Source organism: Lysinibacillus sp. BPa_S21, from assembly GCF_023337795.1.
Lineage (GTDB): Bacteria > Bacillota > Bacilli > Bacillales_A > Planococcaceae > Lysinibacillus.
The window spans coordinates 92655-110834 of the sequence record NZ_JALIRS010000007.1 but is presented as its reverse complement, the minus strand read 5'-3'; the positions used below and the strand labels follow the sequence as shown (position 1 = coordinate 110834).

Annotated in this window: 16 protein-coding genes, 2 pseudogenes and 2 other annotated features; of the genes and pseudogenes, 14 read left to right on the top strand and 4 right to left on the bottom strand. The window is 37.2% G+C overall.

The genetic code is table 11. The features are described from left to right. Positions 1 to 39 precede the first annotated feature (39 nt). From rsgA to metG, 8 genes and pseudogenes are all read left to right on the top strand, one after another. Positions 40 to 1113, top strand: coding sequence for a ribosome small subunit-dependent GTPase A (gene rsgA / locus MOK21_RS15135; RefSeq protein WP_249074829.1), 1074 nt, complete (start codon positions 40 to 42; stop codon positions 1111 to 1113). Between the two features lie 143 nt (positions 1114 to 1256). Then, positions 1257 to 1676, top strand: a pseudogene (fosB, locus tag MOK21_RS15130) (metallothiol transferase FosB); the annotation flags it as partial. Positions 1677 to 1729: 53 nt separating this feature from the next. Continuing rightward, positions 1730 to 2082 (top strand): annotated as a pseudogene (locus MOK21_RS15125) (recombinase family protein); the annotation flags it as partial. A gap of 80 nt (positions 2083 to 2162) precedes the next feature. Continuing rightward, positions 2163 to 2696, top strand: coding sequence for a sigma-70 family RNA polymerase sigma factor (locus MOK21_RS15120; RefSeq protein WP_249074828.1), 534 nt, complete (start codon positions 2163 to 2165; stop codon positions 2694 to 2696). Then, entirely contained in the window at positions 2689 to 3717 is a 1029-nt protein-coding gene (locus tag MOK21_RS15115; RefSeq protein ID WP_249074827.1) for a DUF4179 domain-containing protein, read from the top strand. Before MOK21_RS15120 ends, MOK21_RS15115 begins: the two co-directional genes overlap by 8 nt. A 115-nt stretch (positions 3718 to 3832) precedes the next feature. Continuing rightward, entirely contained in the window at positions 3833 to 4132 is a 300-nt protein-coding gene (locus tag MOK21_RS15110) for a hypothetical protein (RefSeq protein ID WP_249074826.1), read from the top strand. Positions 4133 to 4245: 113 nt separating this feature from the next. Continuing rightward, on the top strand, positions 4246 to 4893 hold the full coding sequence (locus MOK21_RS15105; RefSeq protein WP_249074825.1) for an NIF family HAD-type phosphatase: 648 nt from the start codon (positions 4246 to 4248) through the stop codon (positions 4891 to 4893). Between the two features lie 101 nt (positions 4894 to 4994). Continuing rightward, positions 4995 to 5261 (top strand) — a binding site (T-box leader). Between the two features lie 113 nt (positions 5262 to 5374). Further along, positions 5375 to 7009: a methionine--tRNA ligase gene (metG, locus tag MOK21_RS15100; RefSeq protein WP_249074824.1), complete on the top strand. Its 1635-nt coding sequence runs from the start codon at positions 5375 to 5377 to the stop codon at positions 7007 to 7009. A 49-nt stretch (positions 7010 to 7058) separates the two neighbouring features. Here the strand turns inward: metG and MOK21_RS15095 are convergent, their stop codons facing one another. Together MOK21_RS15095 and MOK21_RS15090 are read right to left on the bottom strand one after the other, a co-directional pair. Next, positions 7059 to 8630, bottom strand: a complete 1572-nt coding sequence (locus tag MOK21_RS15095) for a 2-isopropylmalate synthase (RefSeq protein WP_249074823.1) — start codon at positions 8628 to 8630, stop codon at positions 7059 to 7061. A 119-nt stretch (positions 8631 to 8749) separates the two neighbouring features. Then, positions 8750 to 8985 (bottom strand) — a binding site (T-box leader). 344 nt (positions 8986 to 9329) lie between these two features. After that, the gene (locus MOK21_RS15090) at positions 9330 to 11024 is read right to left on the bottom strand and encodes a methyl-accepting chemotaxis protein (RefSeq protein ID WP_249074822.1); all 1695 of its coding nucleotides are present in this window, start codon (positions 11022 to 11024) and stop codon (positions 9330 to 9332) included. 313 nt (positions 11025 to 11337) lie between these two features. On the opposite strand from MOK21_RS15090, the gene MOK21_RS15085 reads away from it, so the two are divergent. The 5 genes from MOK21_RS15085 (at position 11338) to MOK21_RS15065 (ending at position 14943) form a co-directional block, all read left to right on the top strand. Further along, the gene (locus tag MOK21_RS15085) at positions 11338 to 11832 is read left to right on the top strand and encodes a DUF1648 domain-containing protein (protein WP_249074821.1); all 495 of its coding nucleotides are present in this window, start codon (positions 11338 to 11340) and stop codon (positions 11830 to 11832) included. Positions 11833 to 11961: 129 nt separating this feature from the next. Continuing rightward, positions 11962 to 12618 carry a YdeI/OmpD-associated family protein gene (locus tag MOK21_RS15080; protein ID WP_249074820.1) on the top strand — a complete coding sequence of 219 codons (657 nt, stop codon included), beginning with the start codon at positions 11962 to 11964 and terminating at the stop codon, positions 12616 to 12618. 465 nt (positions 12619 to 13083) lie between these two features. Continuing rightward, positions 13084 to 13521, top strand: coding sequence for a DUF1801 domain-containing protein (locus MOK21_RS15075; protein WP_249074819.1), 438 nt, complete (start codon positions 13084 to 13086; stop codon positions 13519 to 13521). After that, positions 13518 to 13895 carry a VOC family protein gene (locus MOK21_RS15070; protein ID WP_249074818.1) on the top strand — a complete coding sequence of 126 codons (378 nt, stop codon included), beginning with the start codon at positions 13518 to 13520 and terminating at the stop codon, positions 13893 to 13895. Before MOK21_RS15075 ends, MOK21_RS15070 begins: the two co-directional genes overlap by 4 nt. A gap of 67 nt (positions 13896 to 13962) precedes the next feature. Further along, a complete protein-coding gene (locus MOK21_RS15065) occupies positions 13963 to 14943 on the top strand; it encodes a GNAT family N-acetyltransferase (RefSeq protein ID WP_249074817.1) in 981 nt (326 codons plus the stop codon). Positions 14944 to 14993: 50 nt separating this feature from the next. Here MOK21_RS15065 and MOK21_RS15060 read toward each other — a convergent pair whose 3' ends face one another. Further along, positions 14994 to 15431, bottom strand: a complete 438-nt coding sequence (locus MOK21_RS15060; RefSeq protein ID WP_249074816.1) for an Rrf2 family transcriptional regulator — start codon at positions 15429 to 15431, stop codon at positions 14994 to 14996. 191 nt (positions 15432 to 15622) lie between these two features. Between MOK21_RS15060 and hmpA the strand changes: the two genes are divergently transcribed. Next, positions 15623 to 16789, top strand: a complete 1167-nt coding sequence (hmpA, locus tag MOK21_RS15055) for an NO-inducible flavohemoprotein (protein WP_249074815.1) — start codon at positions 15623 to 15625, stop codon at positions 16787 to 16789. A gap of 67 nt (positions 16790 to 16856) precedes the next feature. Here the strand turns inward: hmpA and MOK21_RS15050 are convergent, their stop codons facing one another. After that, positions 16857 to 17690: a MetQ/NlpA family ABC transporter substrate-binding protein gene (locus MOK21_RS15050; protein WP_249074814.1), complete on the bottom strand. Its 834-nt coding sequence runs from the start codon at positions 17688 to 17690 to the stop codon at positions 16857 to 16859. Between the last annotated feature and the right edge of the window lie 490 nt (positions 17691 to 18180).

Sequence of the window (18180 nt, the reverse complement as noted above, 5' to 3'; positions counted from 1 at the left end):
TTGATGACAAATGATATGCACATTTAGGAGGAAGACGAATTGAATTTAACAACTTTAGGATTTTCAACATATTTTGAAGAGCAAATGATTGGATTTAAACGGGAGGCTAAGCTGGCGAATTGTGTACCGGCAAGGGTTACCTTAGAGCATAAGCATTCCTATCGTGTACTGGCTGAAGAAGGAGAGTGGCTGGCAACGATCGCTGGACATTACGCGTATACATCATTAGCGCGTGAGGATTTCCCGGCAGTTGGGGATTGGGTGCTAGTTGAGAAAATGCCGGGTGAGGACAAGGCGATTATTCATAAATTATTTACACGAAAATCAGTGTTTTCCCGCAAGGCAGCGGGGCTGGAAATACAAGAACAGATTGTAGCATCGAACGTGGATATCGTGCTTCTAGTGATGAGTTTAAATGCTGATTTTAATATTCGCCGTTTAGAACGTTATTTAGTAGCAGCGTGGGATTCGGGTTCGAAGCCAATCGTTGTCTTGACGAAGGCTGATCTCTGTGAAGATGTTTCAAGTAAGATAAGTGAGGTTGAGTCTGTAGCGTTCGGTGTGGATATTTTTGTGACTAGTGCTCTGTCAGGTGAGGGCTTAGAAGATATTCGTGCGCTATTTACAGAAGGTGTGACAGGAGCATTGCTCGGCTCTTCTGGTGCTGGGAAATCCACATTAACAAATGCTCTTAGTGGTGAGGAGCTTATGAAAGTTTCAGGTATTCGTGAAGATGATGCGAAGGGGCGCCATACAACCACACATCGAGAGTTAGTTCTATTGTCAGGCGGCGGCTGTTTAATTGATACGCCTGGAATGCGAGAGTTACAATTGTGGGATCAGAGTGATAGCCTATCCTCTAGTTTTCAAGATATAGAGGAACTTTCTGCAGCCTGTCGCTACAGGGATTGTAAACATCAGAAGGAGCCTCATTGTGCTGTACAGCAAGCCATTACAGATGGTGCGCTTGAACAAGGACGTCTCCAAAGTTACTTTAAATTGCAAAGGGAGCTTGCTTTTATCGAACGAAAAGCAAATGCACAAGCAAAATTAAATGAGCAACGCAAATCAAAGCAAATTGCGAAAGGAAGGAAAGGGAAAAAATCAAATTAAACGCAACTTGGAATGAGGGTGAGCGAGATATCAGCGATATTGAAAGCTTTATCAGCGCAAATGACACTTTATCAGCGATTTTCAAAAGTTTATCAGCGATAATCACACTTTTATCAGCGATTTCATAGTCGGGGGACACACGCATGACAATCCAAAACATAAATCATTTATTATTTTCAGTCTCAAATTTAGAGGAATCCATCGTGTTCTATGAAAAGGTTTTTGATGCAAAATTATTAGTGAAAGGTAGAAGCACAGCCTATTTTGATGTAAATGGGCTGTGGCTTGCACTTAATGTTGAAAAGGATATTCCTCGTAATGAAATACATCAATCCTATACACATATAGCGTTTTCGATTCAGGAGGACGATTTTGACAACATGTATGAGAAGCTAATCCAACTTAATGTAACTATTTTGGAAGGCAGACAACGAGATGTACGAGATAAAAAATCAATTTACTTCACAGATCCAGATGGTCATAAATTCGAATTTCATACAGGAACTTTACAGGAACGATTGGATTATTATAAGAAGGAAAAATGCATATGGAGTTTTTTGATTAAAATAGAAAAATGGGTGTCTCTATCTGTAAAAAGGAGGACATCTATTTTTTTTTGCAACGTGTTGAACAACTTAGAGAAAGAGATATACACTTTGTTATTTTAAACTTAGGAATAGATACCAGAACACCAACTGGTAAATTCTTTTTAACGGTAATGGCAGCCTTTAGTGAACTTGATCGAGAAATGATTAAAGAGAAGCAACGTTCAGGAATTAAATTGGCCAAACAAAAGGGGGAATATCGAGGAAGGGTTAAAAAATATACAGAAAAGCATCAAGGTATGAATCATGCCATTGAATTACGTAAAACTACCATTAAACTGTAAAGAAGATATGTGCAATTACAAGAATCAGCCAGGCGGCATTTTATCGTAGGCTAAAGGAAATGGAAAAAGATAATGGATAACAATTTTAATACATTTAATTATTTTGCAACCGATTTACTTCCTCATTCGACTTTTTTGTGTAACGGAGAGGAGAACCAAAATGGATCTAGCAAAATTAGTGAAAAAAGCAAAAAAAGGTGATGATGAAGCATTTGAACAACTGATTGGTTCTGTTCGACAAAAGCTGTACCGAACAGCCTATGCATATGTTAGAAATGAACAAGATGCTCTTGATGTCTATCAGGAAACAATTTATACAGCCTATATTTCCATAAAGACATTAAAAAAGCCTGAAAGTTTTTCGAGTTGGATTACAAAAATTCTAGTATTTAAATCCATTGATTTTATTCGTAAAGAGTCCCGCCATTTTACTACAGATAATGAGGAAATCTTTACTGAATTAATCGCTTCTGAAAATGTTGATTTTATCATGCATTCAATGGATTTATCAGAAGCCTTTAAATTCTTAAATCCTACTGTTAAGACCATTATTTTGTTGAGGTATTATCACGATCTGTCCATTAAGGAAATTGCCACCATCATGAATTATCCGGAGGGAACCGTGAAATCACACTTAAATCGAGCGAAAAAAGAGCTAAGACCCATTTTAAAGGAGGGCTATCTTTATGAATAAAGACAAATTCAATCGATCTTTCGACAACATTAATGTACCTGTTGAAAAGCTAATGGCAAGGGAGAAGACGGCTATTTTTCAAGCTAAGAAAAAAAGAAAAGTAGGAAGAACCATAAAACAGTCAATCTTGGTTGCATGTGGGTTATGTCTATCTTTGCTTGGTTCTGGATTTGTTTCAACAGGCATGGCGGAAGCCTTATCAAATATCCCCCTAATTGGTCCAATTTATAAAGATTTTAGAGACATTGCCTCAGAGAAAATTGAACACGATCAACTTACGACAGTAATTGATAAACAAGATAGTAAAAACGGCTTAACGATGACTGTAAAAGAAGCAGCTTATGATGGCAACCGGCTAATCGTAACAGTAGTTTACACAGGTCAAAAAGAACTTTCGATGAAGGAAGAAAAGGCCGGCTTTAGCTATATAACAATTAATGGACAACAAGAAATTAAACCAGCGATTGGTTCAACAGGTCAGGACGACTTAAACTCGAAAACAATAATTGAACATCATCAATTTACCTTCTCTCAATTTAATGAATTTGGCGATAACATTGAGATTGAGGTCCATGGAGATAACTTATTTGGCTATGAGGGCAAGTTGAAGGTGGCTTTCCCACTTGAAAAAATAAAAGGCGATGTGTTTGAGTTTTATCCAAAGGTTACAACTAAAACGGTAGATGAAGTTTATAAGTTAACAGCGGATAAAGTAACCTTTTCACCGCTATCAACCAGAATAGACCTAACGATTGATTACCCTGCTGAAATGGATAAAAACGATACTTGGCCATGGTTTGATTTCTCTGTAGTCGATGATAATGGTCAGGTATATGATAAACTGAAACTACAATCAGGCATGGCAGTTGGGAACTATGGTCATCATATGGTACTGACACTGCCTCCAATGGATACGATACCAAAATCATTTACACTCAAGCCAAGTCGACAAAATAGTGAAGGATATAGTGAAGAAATAAAGGCATTAGAATTAGTCGTTCCTTTAAATAAAAGTAAATAATGACCTCGTTTGCTTCGTTTACTCATATCGCGGAAGTACCTTAAGCTAACGAACACGCGATAGTTGAATAACGAGTTTAATTAAAAGTCGTCATGAAAGCTGGATTCCATAGCTATTGGAATCCGGCTTTTTCACATTAAATTTCCTTAACGTTGTAAACCTGCATTTTCCTGACCAATTAGATAGAAATGATAAATGGCCATTTTTTGAGTTTAAGGTAACTGATAGTGAAGGAGAGTTACACGAGAATATACAAATGGGTGCGACCAAGGATAATAGACATCATATTATTCTAGAGCTGCCTCCTATGGAGAAAATGCCGAAATCTTTTACACTTAAACCAGGTAAGACGAATGAGCAGTGTTATTGGGAGGAAATGAAGGAATTAGAAATGGTAGTACCCCTAGAGCCTTAAAAGTTATGATCCCCTTTAGTTTTAGGAACTGAAGGGAGCATAAAATTTTAATGGCATTAAAGAGAAACAATAAAAGAGTAGAAAGCGTTCATAACATTAGAAGGGGTGATTTTGTGAAAAAAGCTATTATTTTTGATATGGATGGTACTTTATTTCAAACAAACCTAATTTTAGAGCCAGCGTTATCGGCAACGTTCGATGTTCTACGTGCAAAGGGTTTGTGGCAGGGAGAAACACCAATTGAGAAATACCGCGAAATTATGGGTGTTCCATTACCTGTTGTCTGGGAAACGTTATGTCCTATGTATACGCTAGAGATACGTGAAGAAAGTAATGCCTTATTCCATGTTAAGCTTATTGAACAAATACGTAATGGCCAGGGCGCATTGTATCCACATGCAGAGCAAACACTTGCTACTTTAGCAGAAAACTATGAGTTATTCATCGCGAGTAATGGACAAACAGAGTATTTACAAGCAATAGTAGAGACCTATCAATTACAGCGTTTTATCAAAGGTACATATAGTATTCAGTCTGTTTCGAGTGGTCATAAATCTGATTTAGTGAAGAAGGTCATCGAGGAAAATGCCATTCAACGTGGAGCAGTTGTAGGTGATCGTTCTTCGGATATTCGGGCAGCTCAAGATAATCAGTTGCTTTCAGTTGGTGTACGTTTCGACTTTGCGCAGGAAACAGAATTACAAAAAGCGGACATAGTGATTGATCGTTTAAAAGAATTACCTGGTTTAAAGCTAGGATAAAATTTTATCGACGACATTTTCTGATTATCACCCAACTTTTTCGTTTTATCGACATGCATTGCAATTCAACAGCAGAAAGAGTAAAATGGTGGAAATCTATAGTAAAAGCACTGATAAGGAAAAGTAAATTGGATAAGCATTATATAGAGAGCCTCTGTTGGTGGAAATGAGGTAAATGCCCCCTTTTGAAAATGACCTTTGAGCTTCGTACCGAAAGCAAATTTGCGAGTAGATTACGACGAGATGGGCACTCGTTACAACAGCGGCAGTATCTCTCATTGAAATTTGAAATGAGACGCACTGATGGAGGCAAATAGTGTGAGCTATTTGTAAATATAGGTGGTAACACGGGTATACTCGTCCTAATCAATTTTGATTAGGGCGTTTTTTTATACACTTTTTAGGTGTGCAGATGAGAGGGATATAGATTTTTATCGGCACGCCTTACACTTTTTAATTTTTTCGAGGGGAGCAACTTAGGATGACAATTATTATTGGAGGCGCGTGGCCATATGCAAATGGTTCTTTGCATTTAGGGCATGTCGCCGCATTATTACCAGGTGATATTTTGGCTAGATATTACCGACAAAAGGGCGAGAAGGTTTTATATGTTTCGGGAAGTGATTGTAATGGTACACCGATCTCCATTCGGGCTGCACAGGAAAATACGACAACGGAAGCAATTGCTAATCATTATCATGAAGAATTTTCAAGATGCTTCAATGATTTAGGATTTACCTATGATTTGTATACGCGAACAGATGCGCAGCACCATCATGAATCTGTTCAGACAATTTTTTTACAGCTGCTAGCGAATAATTTTTTATATAAAAAGAAAATTGAACAAGCATACTGTGAAACAGACAAGCAGTTTTTGCCTGACCGATTTGTAGAAGGGGTTTGTCCGAACTGTGGTGCGAAAGCGCGAGGTGACCAATGTGATAATTGCTCGACAATTTTAGATCCGCTCGATTTAATCGATAAACGCTGTAAAATTTGTGGGAATGAGCCAATAATCAGGGAGACAGAGCATTTTTATTTTGCTTTTAGTCAGTTTCAAGGGAGACTGGAGACTTATTTAGCAGAGGCGAAGGCAGAAAAACGCTGGCGAGACAATGCCTTAGGTTTAACAGAGCGTTACTTAGCAGAAGGTGTTCCGGACCGAGCTGTAACAAGGGATTTACCAAATGGAATAGATGTGCCAGTACCAGGTTTTGAAGGCAAAAAAATATATGTGTGGATTGAAGCTGTAGCAGGTTACTTAACAGCGAGTATTGAATGGGCGAAGCAGCATAATATAGCAATTGAAGATTTGTGGAATGAAGAAACGATTTCATATTACGTTCATGGTAAGGATAACATCCCGTTTCATACAGTGATATGGCCAGCTATTCTGATGGGGATAGGAGCAAAGGCCTTACCTACACATATTGTATCAAACGAATATTTGACATTAGAAAAACGAAAATTATCAACGAGCCAAAACTGGGCGGTATGGGTACCTTATATTTTGAGTCGATACGATGCCGATTCTCTTCGTTATTTTTTAACAATAAATGCGCCAGAAAATCGTGATACTGATTTCTCATGGCGAGAATTTATTTATAGTCATAATGGTGAATTACTCGGTGCTTATGGTAATTTTGTCAATCGTACATTGAAGTTTTTAGAGAAATCGTTTGCTAGCCAAGTACCCCATGCAGAGGTAGATGATACTATTCGAAAACGTACGATTCAGTTGTTTGGTGATGTCGGGATCCATATAGAAGCGGGTTATTTTAAACAAGCTTTAGAAGCTATTTTTGAATATATACGTGCGGCTAATCGATATTTTGACGAGCAGCAGCCGTGGCTACAAGTGAAAGACAAAGTGGAAGCTGGCAATCGGACACTAGCCACGTGTGTTTATATTATCGCTAATCTTGGACAACTGTTACATCCTTTTTTACCGTTTTCAGCTGAGAAGGTAAGAAAAATGTTAGGAATCAACGAAGTGAAGTGGCGTGAACAAGTGGACTTACCAACAAGTATTAGCGAGGTGACGCCACTGTTTGAGCGTCTTGATGTTGAATTAATTGAAGAGGAATATCGAAAGTTAGTAGAGGGCAGTCGATAGGAAAAATGAAAGCAGTATGACACTATTGGGCCATACTGCTTTCGACTATTTAGTTCATAACAGGCGTTAATTTAGCAACAACGATACTATTGATCGCATTAATATAAGCTAGCGCACTTGCTTTCAAAATATCTGTATCCGCAGCTTTGGCGATATATTTTTCACCGCCATGCTCAATTGTAATTTTTACTTTACCAAGCGCTTCTTTACCACGGGAAACACTATTGATATTATACTCTACAAGTTTTACATCTATATTTGTAATGTCTGCGATGGCTGAATAAAGGGCATCAATTGGGCCAGAGCCAACAGCGCTTGCTTTAAATATCTCGCCACCTTTACGTATTTTCACACTTGCTGAAGGGAAGCTTGCGTTGCTGACGACTTGTAAATCATCAAAGTCAAAGAATTGATCACTGTAATGAGTGGCATTAGCATTGTTCGCATCATGCTTTTCATAATAGCTTTCCACAATGACATATAAATCGTGATCGTAAACTTCTTTCTTTGCATCAGCAAGCTTTAAGAAGCCTTCGAAGATTCCTTCAAATTCATCCGTTGAAAGATTGGAAAATCCAAGTTTCTCAAGGGCATTTTTCACCGCATGACGCCCAGAGCGAGCTGTAAGGACTAACTCCATATCGTCAAGACCGACATCTTCTGGATGTACAATTTCATAGGCATCACGAGATTTAAGAAGGCCGTCTTGGTGAATACCAGAGGAATGGGCAAAAGCATTATCCCCAGTAATCGCTTTGTTTACTTGTACGTCTAAGCCCATGAAGCTTGAAACAAGACGAGACGTATTCATAATTTCTCTTGTGTTAATACGTGTCTCAGCATTGTAAACAGAGCTACGTGTTTTCAACGCCATGACGACTTCCTCTAATGCTGCATTTCCTGCGCGTTCGCCAATGCCGTTAATTGTACATTCTACTTTATCTGCACCGTTTTTAATCGCAGCTAGTGTGTTCGCAGTAGCCATACCCAGATCATTATGGCAATGAACACTCAACAAAACGCTATCGTTTAGGTTTTTCATACGCTCATTTAGTTTATAAATCATCGCTCCGAATTCTTCTGGTTCTGCAAAGCCGACTGTGTCAGGTACATTAATCATTGTTGCACCAGCTTTCATCACGGCTTCGATTGTTTTCCAAAGATACTCGAAATCAGAACGAGATGCATCTTCTGTTGAATATTGGACTTGTGGTAGAAGCGTTTTTGCATATTTTACTGCATCAACGCCAATTTGTAGAATCTGATCCTTGGATTTGCTAAATTTTTTCTCAACATGAATATCAGAAGTACCAAGCACCATATGAATCATCGGATTTTCAGCGTATTTTACAGCGTTATATACTGCATCAATATCTGATTGTACAGCACGTGCTAAAGCAGTAATCATAATATCACTTGTATGCCCGACTTTTTGTGCGACAGCTTTAACTGCATCAAAATCTCCTTGTGATGAAGCCGGGAAACCAGCCTCGATAATATCGACGCCTAATTTTTTGAGTTGCTGTGCAATCTCTACTTTTTCGTATAAATTCAGTTTTGCACCAGGCACTTGCTCGCCGTCACGTAAAGTTGTATCAAACACCCAAATTTTTCTTCCCATTTTCAAACACTCCTTTTGTTGTAGTTGTCAATATATTGATAGTGTCTCTGTTAGAGACATAATCCACACCTAGGCTAATAAACTTTTTGGAAACAAAAAAACTCGCCTCTATATAAAAATATAGAGACGAGTTATGCTCGCGGTACCACTCTAATTGACCTTCTCTTTACAGAAAAAGTCCCCTTATCGACAGCTATCACTGTCTATCCCGTTAACGGGGGAAACCGACGTCCCTTACTTGAAGTTCAGGGAGTGGCTCATGGACGAGTTCAAAATGTGTGCCTATCGGTTTGCACCAACCACCGACTCTCTACAAGTACACTGCATTTCTACTATTTCCAATCTTGGCCTACAATGTGTTGTTGAAAGCAATGATACTTGGATAACGGCTGAATGTCAACAATATTCTAAAAATTATTTTTTTTCTATCTATTTTAGTGGATCAATAATTTATAATGAAGTCAACCATTTGATAATAATAAAAAACTCTCTTGTTTTTGGCTAATATCTCAAATTTGGGGATGGTATTGTTAAAACGTATGCCATGTATCTAGGTTGATTGGAGTGGAGGCTGGGTGACTCCTTGGGGATCAGCGTCACAGATAAGACCCTGCAGCGAAGCGAAGCGGCTTATCGGACGCCCCCAGGAAAGCGCCCAGCCGGAACGGAAATCAACCCCACGTTATGATAATTAATTCCTTAATCCACTGTAAAACGCGAAACTTGCGTTTGTAATTCCTCGGCCATGTTTGATAGTGTGGCAGCGGAAGCGGCAACTTCCTCAATAGTCGCTAGTTGTTCCTCAGAAGCAGAAGCTACACTTTGCAGATTTGAAGAGGACATCTTTGCGATTGTTGCAATTTCATCGAAGGATGCATAAATTTGTTCTGCACTTGATGACATTTCCTCTGAAACTGTTGTTGCTTCTTGAATTTGCCCAGATACTTGTTCAATCAGTTCAACGATTTTTGAGAAGCCTTCCTCAGCTACTTTTACAACTTGCATACCCACTTGTACCTCTTGCGTACCAGTATCCATAACGGTTACGGCATGGTTTGTATTGTGTTGGATTTCTGAAATCAAAGTAGCAATTTGTTCAGCGGATTTCTTAGATTGCTCAGCTAATTTTTTCACTTCACCTGCAACTACTGCAAAGCCACGACCATGATCTCCTGCACGTGCTGCCTCAATTGCAGCATTAAGTGCTAGTAAATTTGTTTGCTCGGCGATATCCGTGATGAGACCAATAATATTTCCAATTTCAACAGAATGGTTTTCTAAATTTTTTACAACGCTAGCAGATTCTAAAACCGCTGAATTAATTGTGTCCATCTGTGTAATAACGCGGTGAAGCGATTCATTTCCTTTATTAGCCTCCGTATTTGTTTCTATAGCAAGCTCTGAAACGGCAGCTGTCGTCGCAGCCAATTGTTGAATGCCTTTCGTCATAGATTTCATAGCTATTGAGCTTTCAGTTGCATTTTTGCCTTGAGCCTCAGAGCCACTTGCAACTTCTTGTATAGAGGAAGTGATTTGTTCTGTCGCTTGGATGGTTTGCTCGGCACTTGCGGTTAATTCAGCAGCAGCCCCACTTACTTGCACGGTGTTATGACGTACATTTGAAATAAGGTCCTTTAAATTTACCGCCATTTGATTAAAGGCGAGTGCTAAATCACCTACTTCATCACGGTTTTTAATGTGAATTTGCTCAGTTGTTAAATCACCCTCAGCAATCTTTTTCGCAGTCTTTGCCATACCTTTGATAGGGCGGGAAATAAGGCTTCCCATGACCATGGCAATTATCAGACTAATGACAACAGCAAAGATGCCAAGAATAATCATTTGAAATTTAATGGATTGTATTTCTTTTGATGTAGCAGCGATTTTCCCTTTTATATATTCATCTTGGTAGTCAGCAAGATTAGCTACGCGTTGATCGAATTGTTTATTAATGAGGCGGCCTTGTGAGCCATCAAGCTTTTCATATTGCTCAGTTTCTCCTGCAGCTTTTAATGAAAACATTCGATCTGCGAACTTTTGTACATCTTGTTCACTTTTTTTGATTGCCTCTAATAATTCAATAGATTTTTGAGAATCGAATGATGCCATTAACTCATCATATTTCTTTTTAAATTCTTCACGTGACGCCGTATTACTTTGGAAATTTTGCTTGTCCCCAAGTAAAAGATAGCCTCTCATACTTACAAGTTCTTGTTTAGCAATTGCACGTAGCTCTTGAATATTCATAGATTTAGTTATTTGTTCCTCGAGTAACACACGATATGATTTGTTAACAGAATCAAGCTGTTTGAAATTTACGCCGATTATTCCAACTAACACTAAAATAACAATAAAAAAACCGAGTACTAACTTCTTATAAATCGTAAATCGCATAGTTGTCGTTCCTTTCGCAGTAATTTAGTAGAATTGTTACAAAAAAATGAAATATGTATATACCATTTATATCAGATTATATGAATTTTACAAAGTATTATGAGTATTTGAACTATATACATTAGGAATAATAAGGTAATTAGTTGTAGATTGCATGATAAAAAAAGTATAATAAATTGCTATTTTCCTGTATTTGAAAGTGGAAAATTACCTGCATATCTCAAACAATTGTGACAATTTGCATAAATTTGAAACTAATTGAACTGTAGTAACGTAAAATTATTAATAAAGGAATAAGCAAGGATGTGTGAAGATGTATAGACCTGTTTTAAAATTGCCAAAAACAAGATATGAAAAGGTTTGGGACTATATCGGCGGTGGGGTATTTGTACTGTCCATTCTTTATATTTTGGTTATGTGGGGCAAACTACCCGAGGAGATTCCAGTTCACTTTAATGGTGCAGGAGAAGTTAATCGCTGGGGTTCAAAAATAGAGGTACTCATCATGCCTTTTATCGGAATATTTCTATGGATTTTTCTGGGGGTTCTTGAAAGGGCTCCGCATATGCATAATTACCCAGTACGCTTAAATGAAAGTAATGTAGAGGCATTTTATTTAAATAGCCGAAAAATATTAAATGAAATAAAAAACCTCTGCCTCATTTTATTTGCAGCTATATCAATCCAAATGGTCCGTATTGCACTTGGTGGGGTAGAGAGTATTGGTTGGTGGTTCCTACCGATAGTGCTAATTGGAACAGCCATTCCGATTATTAAAGGAATAGTAGCGCGTACCAAAATAAAGTAGCTTATTTCAATATAAACTAAACGCTCGAGAATATTTGAGCGTTTTTTTTGTACGAAAATTTCACTAAATCAGCTATACTATCAAAACTAAGAGAAAATTGTATGGATAAGTAGAAGAGGTGTCAAAACTATGCAAAAGAAATTTAAACTTAAGGATGGACTATCCATTTGGATTCATAATCAACCAAAGGAGATGATACTAGAGGGAATATCGCAAATAGGCAATGCACCCCATGATCGAATCATTGCTTTTGTGTTTACTATTGATGAAATGGTTATGTATTTGCAAAATGTACTAAAGTTAAACATGCTTGTGGAGCAGGGTTATTTATTTTTTGTTTATCCGAAAAAAGGAAATAAAAAATATGAACAGTTTATTCATCGTGATGAAATTTTCCCAGCCATTCAAGTGGACGAAGAAAAATACATTGTTGGCAGTGATTATAAATTTGCAAGTCTTATGTCATTGGATGAGACTTTTTCTATAGTAAGCATAAAGAGAGATAGTAAGGGGCGTGGCAAGAAGAAAACAGCAAGTAGTCAATGCGTTAGTGACTATGAAGGCATGATTCCTCAGTTGTGTGATGCACTTGCTGAAAATCCGGATGACTTAACATTTTATAATGGATTAACACCGGGGTATCAAAAGGATTGGGCCCGTTATATCTATAGTGCGAAAAAGGAAGAGACGCAAGTTGCACGTTTAGAGGAGATGCGTGAAATTATTAGATTAGGCTACAAAACAAAGGAACTATACCGAAAAGCAAAGGCAGAAGGTAAAGCATAAACAACAACAAAGAGACTTTATTGATTTCTTTTAGTGATGCAATATTCATGGAAATTGGCGATCCTATGATTATGCTACACATTACGCAGCATTGTGAAAAAATTAGGGGTGTTTTTTAGTATGAAATTTAAGTTGATTGGAGTGTAGACTAGGCGACTCCTTGGGGATCAGCGATAGGGGAACGAAGGCTAAGAACATTACATCCTGTGATAACGCCTACGTGACCAACCTCGTGTTGGCCCAAGCGGCTCATCGGACGCCCCCAGGAAGCTCTGCTCTGCGCGAAAGCGAAGCGTCAGCGGCAATGTTTTATCTGTGCGAAAGCGAAGCGTCAGCAACAAATGTTTTCTGTAGCGAAAGCAAAGCGGCAGCTACAAAGCGCCTAATCGTAACGGAAATCAATTCTACGTTATGGAACGACCCTTCTATAACAGCAATAATACTATGTTGAAAAGGGGACAGAGTATGAAAAACACTTATATTGAGCAAGTAGATGAAAAATGGCAGGAGGGTTTTGCCAAACTTGTAGATGTAGTAGCAAGCAATTTGCCAGAGGGTTTTGAAGAAAGTATGATTTATGACATGATAAGCTACGTTGTCCCGTTATCTACTTATCCGAAGGGCTACCATGTTACACCGAATACTCCTTTACCCTTTATAAGCTTAGCTGCACAAAAACGTCATATTGCGGTTTATCATATGGGTATTTATGCAGATCAAGCATTACTCTCGTGGTTCCAGGAGGAATATGCGAAACGAGTACCGACAAAGCTTAACATGGGGAAAAGCTGTATTCGTTTTACAAATACTAAAAATATCCCATATGAATTAATTGGAGAGCTTGTTTCGAAAATGACACCAGCACAATGGATAATAAAATATGAAGGGGAGTTAAATAAATGAAAAGTGCCACTACATTTTTAATGTTTCAGGGACAAGCTAAAGAAGCTATTCAGCAATATCAACAATGGTTTCCGGAGTTACAGGTAGAAAGCTTAACTTATATGGAAAACTCACACCATGTTGCGATGGCTATTCTTCATTTAAAGGGTTTGAAAATGATGGTGAATGACAGTGTAATACAGCATAACTTTACATTTACACCGTCAACTTCTATTTTTGTGGAATGTGAGTCTGTAGAAGAAATCGATAGTCTTGTTACACAAATTTTAGAGGGTGGACAGACGTTGATGCCACTTGATAATTATGGATTTTCTAAGAAATTTGCCTGGATTCAGGATCGCTTCGGTGTATCCTGGCAACTAACGTATAATTGACTATCAAAAGAAATATATATATAAATGGATTAAATAACGCCATTATCAGTAAAAAGGGGAATAGAATATGGCAGTAACTTTAGTAAGACATGATATAAAATATGCTGAAGCAATGCATGCACTGTCTTCCATGCCACAGGTTCGAGATGCACTAGGGCTACCTGCCGGTAAAGTGGAAGATACTATTAATTTTATTAAACGTGAATGTGTGGATGAAGAAGCTGGAAAGACAGTTCCTCGTGTTATTTTAGATGAGGAAGGACAACTTATTGGTGTGACGGCGTTAATGTTTATTGACCACAATAAAAAGAGCTGTCATATTGGTTCATGGCTAGGCTATGAATTTTGGGGAAAAGGCTATAATCTTCAATCAAAAATTGCAATTTTAGATATTGCATTCTTTGAGCTAGGGCTAGAACGTGTTTTTGCAGGAGCTAGAAAAGTTAATATTCGCTCACAAAAGGCACAGGAAAAGTTGCCTTTTATTAGACTAGGAGTTGAGACTGATTTTCCGCAGGAGCATTCGTGGCTAGAGGTTAAAGAAAAGCAGCCTTGTGTTTTAAATGTTTTTGAGCGTAAGGATTTTGTTCAATATCGTACATCCTTAAAGAAAGTGGAAGGTCAGAGGGAAGACTATTTACCACACTTATTATTAGCTGATGAAAGTGAAGAAGCTGTTCGAAAATATTTAAATGACGGTGAACTATATGAGATTAAATGTGGTGAGCAGTTAGCGGGTGTGGCTTTACTTCTTGCGCAGAATGATACGACAGTAGAGTTAAAAAATATTGCAATCGTACCGAAGTATCAAGGTAAAGGGCTTGGGAAGGAAGCACTAAAACATATAACAACAAATTGTCTATCTCAAGGCTATCAAACGATAATCGTCGGAACGGCAAATTCTAGTATTGATAATATTGCATTTTATCAAAAAGCAGGTTTTCGTATGGAAGCGATTGAAAAAGATTTTTTCAGTAATTATCCAGAGCCAATTTACGAAAATGGAATTCGCGCACTCGATATGATTTTCTTTTCAAAGGCATTGTAACATAATATAAACATAAAAATACCCGTCCAACTTGAGTTGTGCGGGTATTTTTATTCGCCAAGCAACAGTGCCATCAACTTTTCTTTCGAATGTAAAAAATCATCAAGCGTATAGCGATCTAAGACTGTTAAATAAGCTTGTAATGCTTCATACAAAACGCCTTTTAGCTGACATTCTGGCGCAATTTTGCATAGATTATTTTCTTTGTCAAAGCATTCGACAAGATGAAAATCCTCTTCTGTATGACGTACGATTTCGCCAATTGTAATAGTCTTTGGATCAATCGCTAGGCGAATTCCACCTCCACGTCCTCGAATCGTTTCAATATAGCCCAATAATCCAAGCTGGTGTGTCACCTTCATTAAATGGTTTTTCGATATATTATAAGCATTTGAAATTTCTTGGATAGTTGATAATTGGCCATCTTCCTTTGCACCCAAATATATGAGTGTTCGAAGGGAATAGTCTGTGTATAAAGTTAAGCGCATAAGAACACCCTACTTTCTATAGTTCAAAATAATTATAGCATTTTTACTTTAAAGTATTATAATTTCCAATGTTTTTTTAAAGATGTATTTAAAATACATTAATTATGTCCATTTTGTTAAAGATGTATTTAATATATTGCTTTTAAAAAAACAAAGCGCTATATTGTAATCACGAAAGGATGGTTAGCGATATGTTAAAACAAGAAACAGTACAAATTATTAAAGCAACAGTTCCGGTATTAGAAGTTCATGGAGTGGAGATTACTAAAACGTTTTACAAAAATCTGTTTGAAGCTCATCCAGAATTATTAAATATTTTTAACCATACAAATCAAGAAAAAGGTCGTCAACAAACAGCGTTAGCAAACACAGTTTATGCTGCTGCGGTTCATATTGAAAATTTAGAAGCTATTTTACCAGCGGTGATGTTAATTGCTCATAAACACCGTAGTCTAGGTATTTTACCTGAGCATTATCCAATTGTTGGAGAAAACTTATTAAAAGCGATTAAAGAAGTGCTTGGTGATGCAGCGACAGATGATATTATTAATGCTTGGGCTGAAGCATATGGCATAATTGCAGACATCTTCATTCAAGTAGAAGAAGAGCTATATCAAAAAGCTGAACGTAATGGTGGATGGCGCTTATTTAAACCATTAAAAGTGGCGAAAAAAGTAGTAGAAAGTGACCTTGTTACATCTATTTACTTTGAAAATGAAGATGGTTCAAATCTACCAGCTTATGAGCCAGGTCAATATATCAGTATCCGTGTAAAAGTGCCAGGCAAAGAATATTTAATGAATCGTCAATATACACTTTCACAAGCAAGTGCAGAAGACGGCTATCGCATTTCAGTGAAACGTGAAAGCGATCATACGCCAAATGGTAAAGTATCTAACTTTATTCACGATGTATTAGAAGTGGGAGATTTAGTAGATGTAAGTTCTCCAGCAGGACTATTTGTCTTAGAAGAAACTACTGCTCCGATTACATTTATCAGCGGTGGTATCGGTGTAACACCATTAAACAGTATGTTACAATCACTAAAAGATGATGCAACAAATGAAGTGAGCTTCATCCAGTGCGCACGCAATGAAAAAGTTGTAGCGTTTAGCGATGACATTCAAAAGAAATTAAATGTACTACCAAATGCAACATACACAGCATTATATTCGGATGAAAATAAGAAAATCTCAAAAGAATTATTAGCTGAAAAAGTAGCCGATAATGCAGATGTTTACGTATGTGGACCTGTTGGCTTTATGGAAGCTGTCATTGAAAATTTACATGAGATTGGCGTAAAAGACGAAAAAATTCATTATGAATTCTTTGGTCCAGCCATGAAATTAGTAAAATAAGATTTTCAAAATTATGGGTGACGTGCTTTTATTTAAAAGCACGTCATCTTTTTAATTTCATAAAGAATTAGTTTTTAAAATAATCTGGTCGATGAAATCCTTCGTAGGCTTTATTAGATTCAATAAATTTTTGAAAAGCTGCAGAATGATATGCTTCAATTAAATCCTTTACAAATTTTTTATCTTTATCCTCAGTACGAACTGCTAATAGGTTTTGGTATTCGAAGGTTGGGTTCTCTAATGCTAAGTTCGATGATAGTTTTCTTCCAGATGACAAAATAAAGTTACCATTTACAAGTGCAAAATCTACGTCAGGCAGTGAACGTGGCAATTGTGCTTGCTCCATTTCGACGAAATCAATAGTGTATACATATTTACTGATATCTTGTTTACTCACTGTAGTGGATGAATAACCTTCTTTTAGTTCAATCCATCCAAGATCGTCTAAGATTCGTAGAGCACGTGCAATATTATCTGGATCATTAGGAATTGCTACTGTATATTCTTTATTTTTCTCTAAACTGTTGATAGAATCAAAACGATCTGAATAGACCCCCATTGGTGCAGTAGGAACTTTAAGTATTTCTGTCAAATCTAAATGCTTCTCTTTTTTAAAGTTTTCCAAATAGGCCGTGTGCTGAAAAATATTAGCATCAATTGAGCCATCACCTAAAGCGATATTAGGCTGGACGATATTACTGAATTCAATTGTTTCAATTGTGTATCCTTTTTCTTTTAGTATCGGTGCAATACCGTATTGAAATTGGTCGCTGTATGGACCGGGTGTAAAACCTATTTTAATTGTTATATTTGATGTATCTTGTGCAGTTCCGTTTGAATTACAAGCTGCTAACACTAATATCAATAGCATAGTACTTAAAAGGAAAAGAAATTGTTTCATTATTTTATCCTCCATTATCTAAAAAAGTAATATTGACACTGACTACTAAATATAAGCAATAAAAAAACGCGTAAACGACAATTGTTTACACGCCTCCGGTGATTCCGGTCAGTAATTATTTTAATACCAATTGGATTAGTGGGATTATAGCAAACGCTTTTTATAAATCAATAAGTTTTTAACTTCTTTCAGTAAGTGTTTTGGTAGCGAAAGCGAAGAGACAGGTAACAGAAGTCTCCCACTTCTATAGGTGGAGAGATGAATGCGGCGGACTCAATTATGTCGAGGCATCATTGATTAATTGATTTTTTAAAATATACTTGACTTATCGGTTTTGTTTGGTTTAATATGTAAATTAATTTATATAATGTGGCGACTGAAAAAATCGGAGCTTTAGTTTTAGAACTGAAAGCTCCGATTTTGTTTTTAGCCTAAAAAATATTCATAGTGACCATAAAAATGGAGCTCTCATTGATGTCTTAAGCAAAGA

Bases quoted from the DNA above. Each gene is read 5' to 3' on its own strand.
- MOK21_RS15120 (WP_249074828.1), top strand. From the start codon at position 2,163: ATGGATCTAGCAAAATTAGTGAAAAAAGCAAAAAAAGGTGATGATGAA.
- MOK21_RS15115 (WP_249074827.1), top strand. From the start codon at position 2,689: ATGAATAAAGACAAATTCAATCGATCTTTCGACAACATTAATGTACCT.
- metG (WP_249074824.1), top strand. From the start codon at position 5,375: ATGACAATTATTATTGGAGGCGCGTGGCCATATGCAAATGGTTCTTTG.
- MOK21_RS15095 (WP_249074823.1), bottom strand. From the start codon at position 8,630: ATGGGAAGAAAAATTTGGGTGTTTGATACAACTTTACGTGACGGCGAG.
- MOK21_RS15090 (WP_249074822.1), bottom strand. From the start codon at position 11,024: ATGCGATTTACGATTTATAAGAAGTTAGTACTCGGTTTTTTTATTGTT.
- MOK21_RS15085 (WP_249074821.1), top strand. From the start codon at position 11,338: ATGTATAGACCTGTTTTAAAATTGCCAAAAACAAGATATGAAAAGGTT.
- MOK21_RS15080 (WP_249074820.1), top strand. From the start codon at position 11,962: ATGCAAAAGAAATTTAAACTTAAGGATGGACTATCCATTTGGATTCAT.
- MOK21_RS15075 (WP_249074819.1), top strand. From the start codon at position 13,084: ATGAAAAACACTTATATTGAGCAAGTAGATGAAAAATGGCAGGAGGGT.
- MOK21_RS15070 (WP_249074818.1), top strand. From the start codon at position 13,518: ATGAAAAGTGCCACTACATTTTTAATGTTTCAGGGACAAGCTAAAGAA.
- MOK21_RS15065 (WP_249074817.1), top strand. From the start codon at position 13,963: ATGGCAGTAACTTTAGTAAGACATGATATAAAATATGCTGAAGCAATG.
- MOK21_RS15060 (WP_249074816.1), bottom strand. From the start codon at position 15,431: ATGCGCTTAACTTTATACACAGACTATTCCCTTCGAACACTCATATAT.
- hmpA (WP_249074815.1), top strand. From the start codon at position 15,623: ATGTTAAAACAAGAAACAGTACAAATTATTAAAGCAACAGTTCCGGTA.
- MOK21_RS15050 (WP_249074814.1), bottom strand. From the start codon at position 17,690: ATGAAACAATTTCTTTTCCTTTTAAGTACTATGCTATTGATATTAGTG.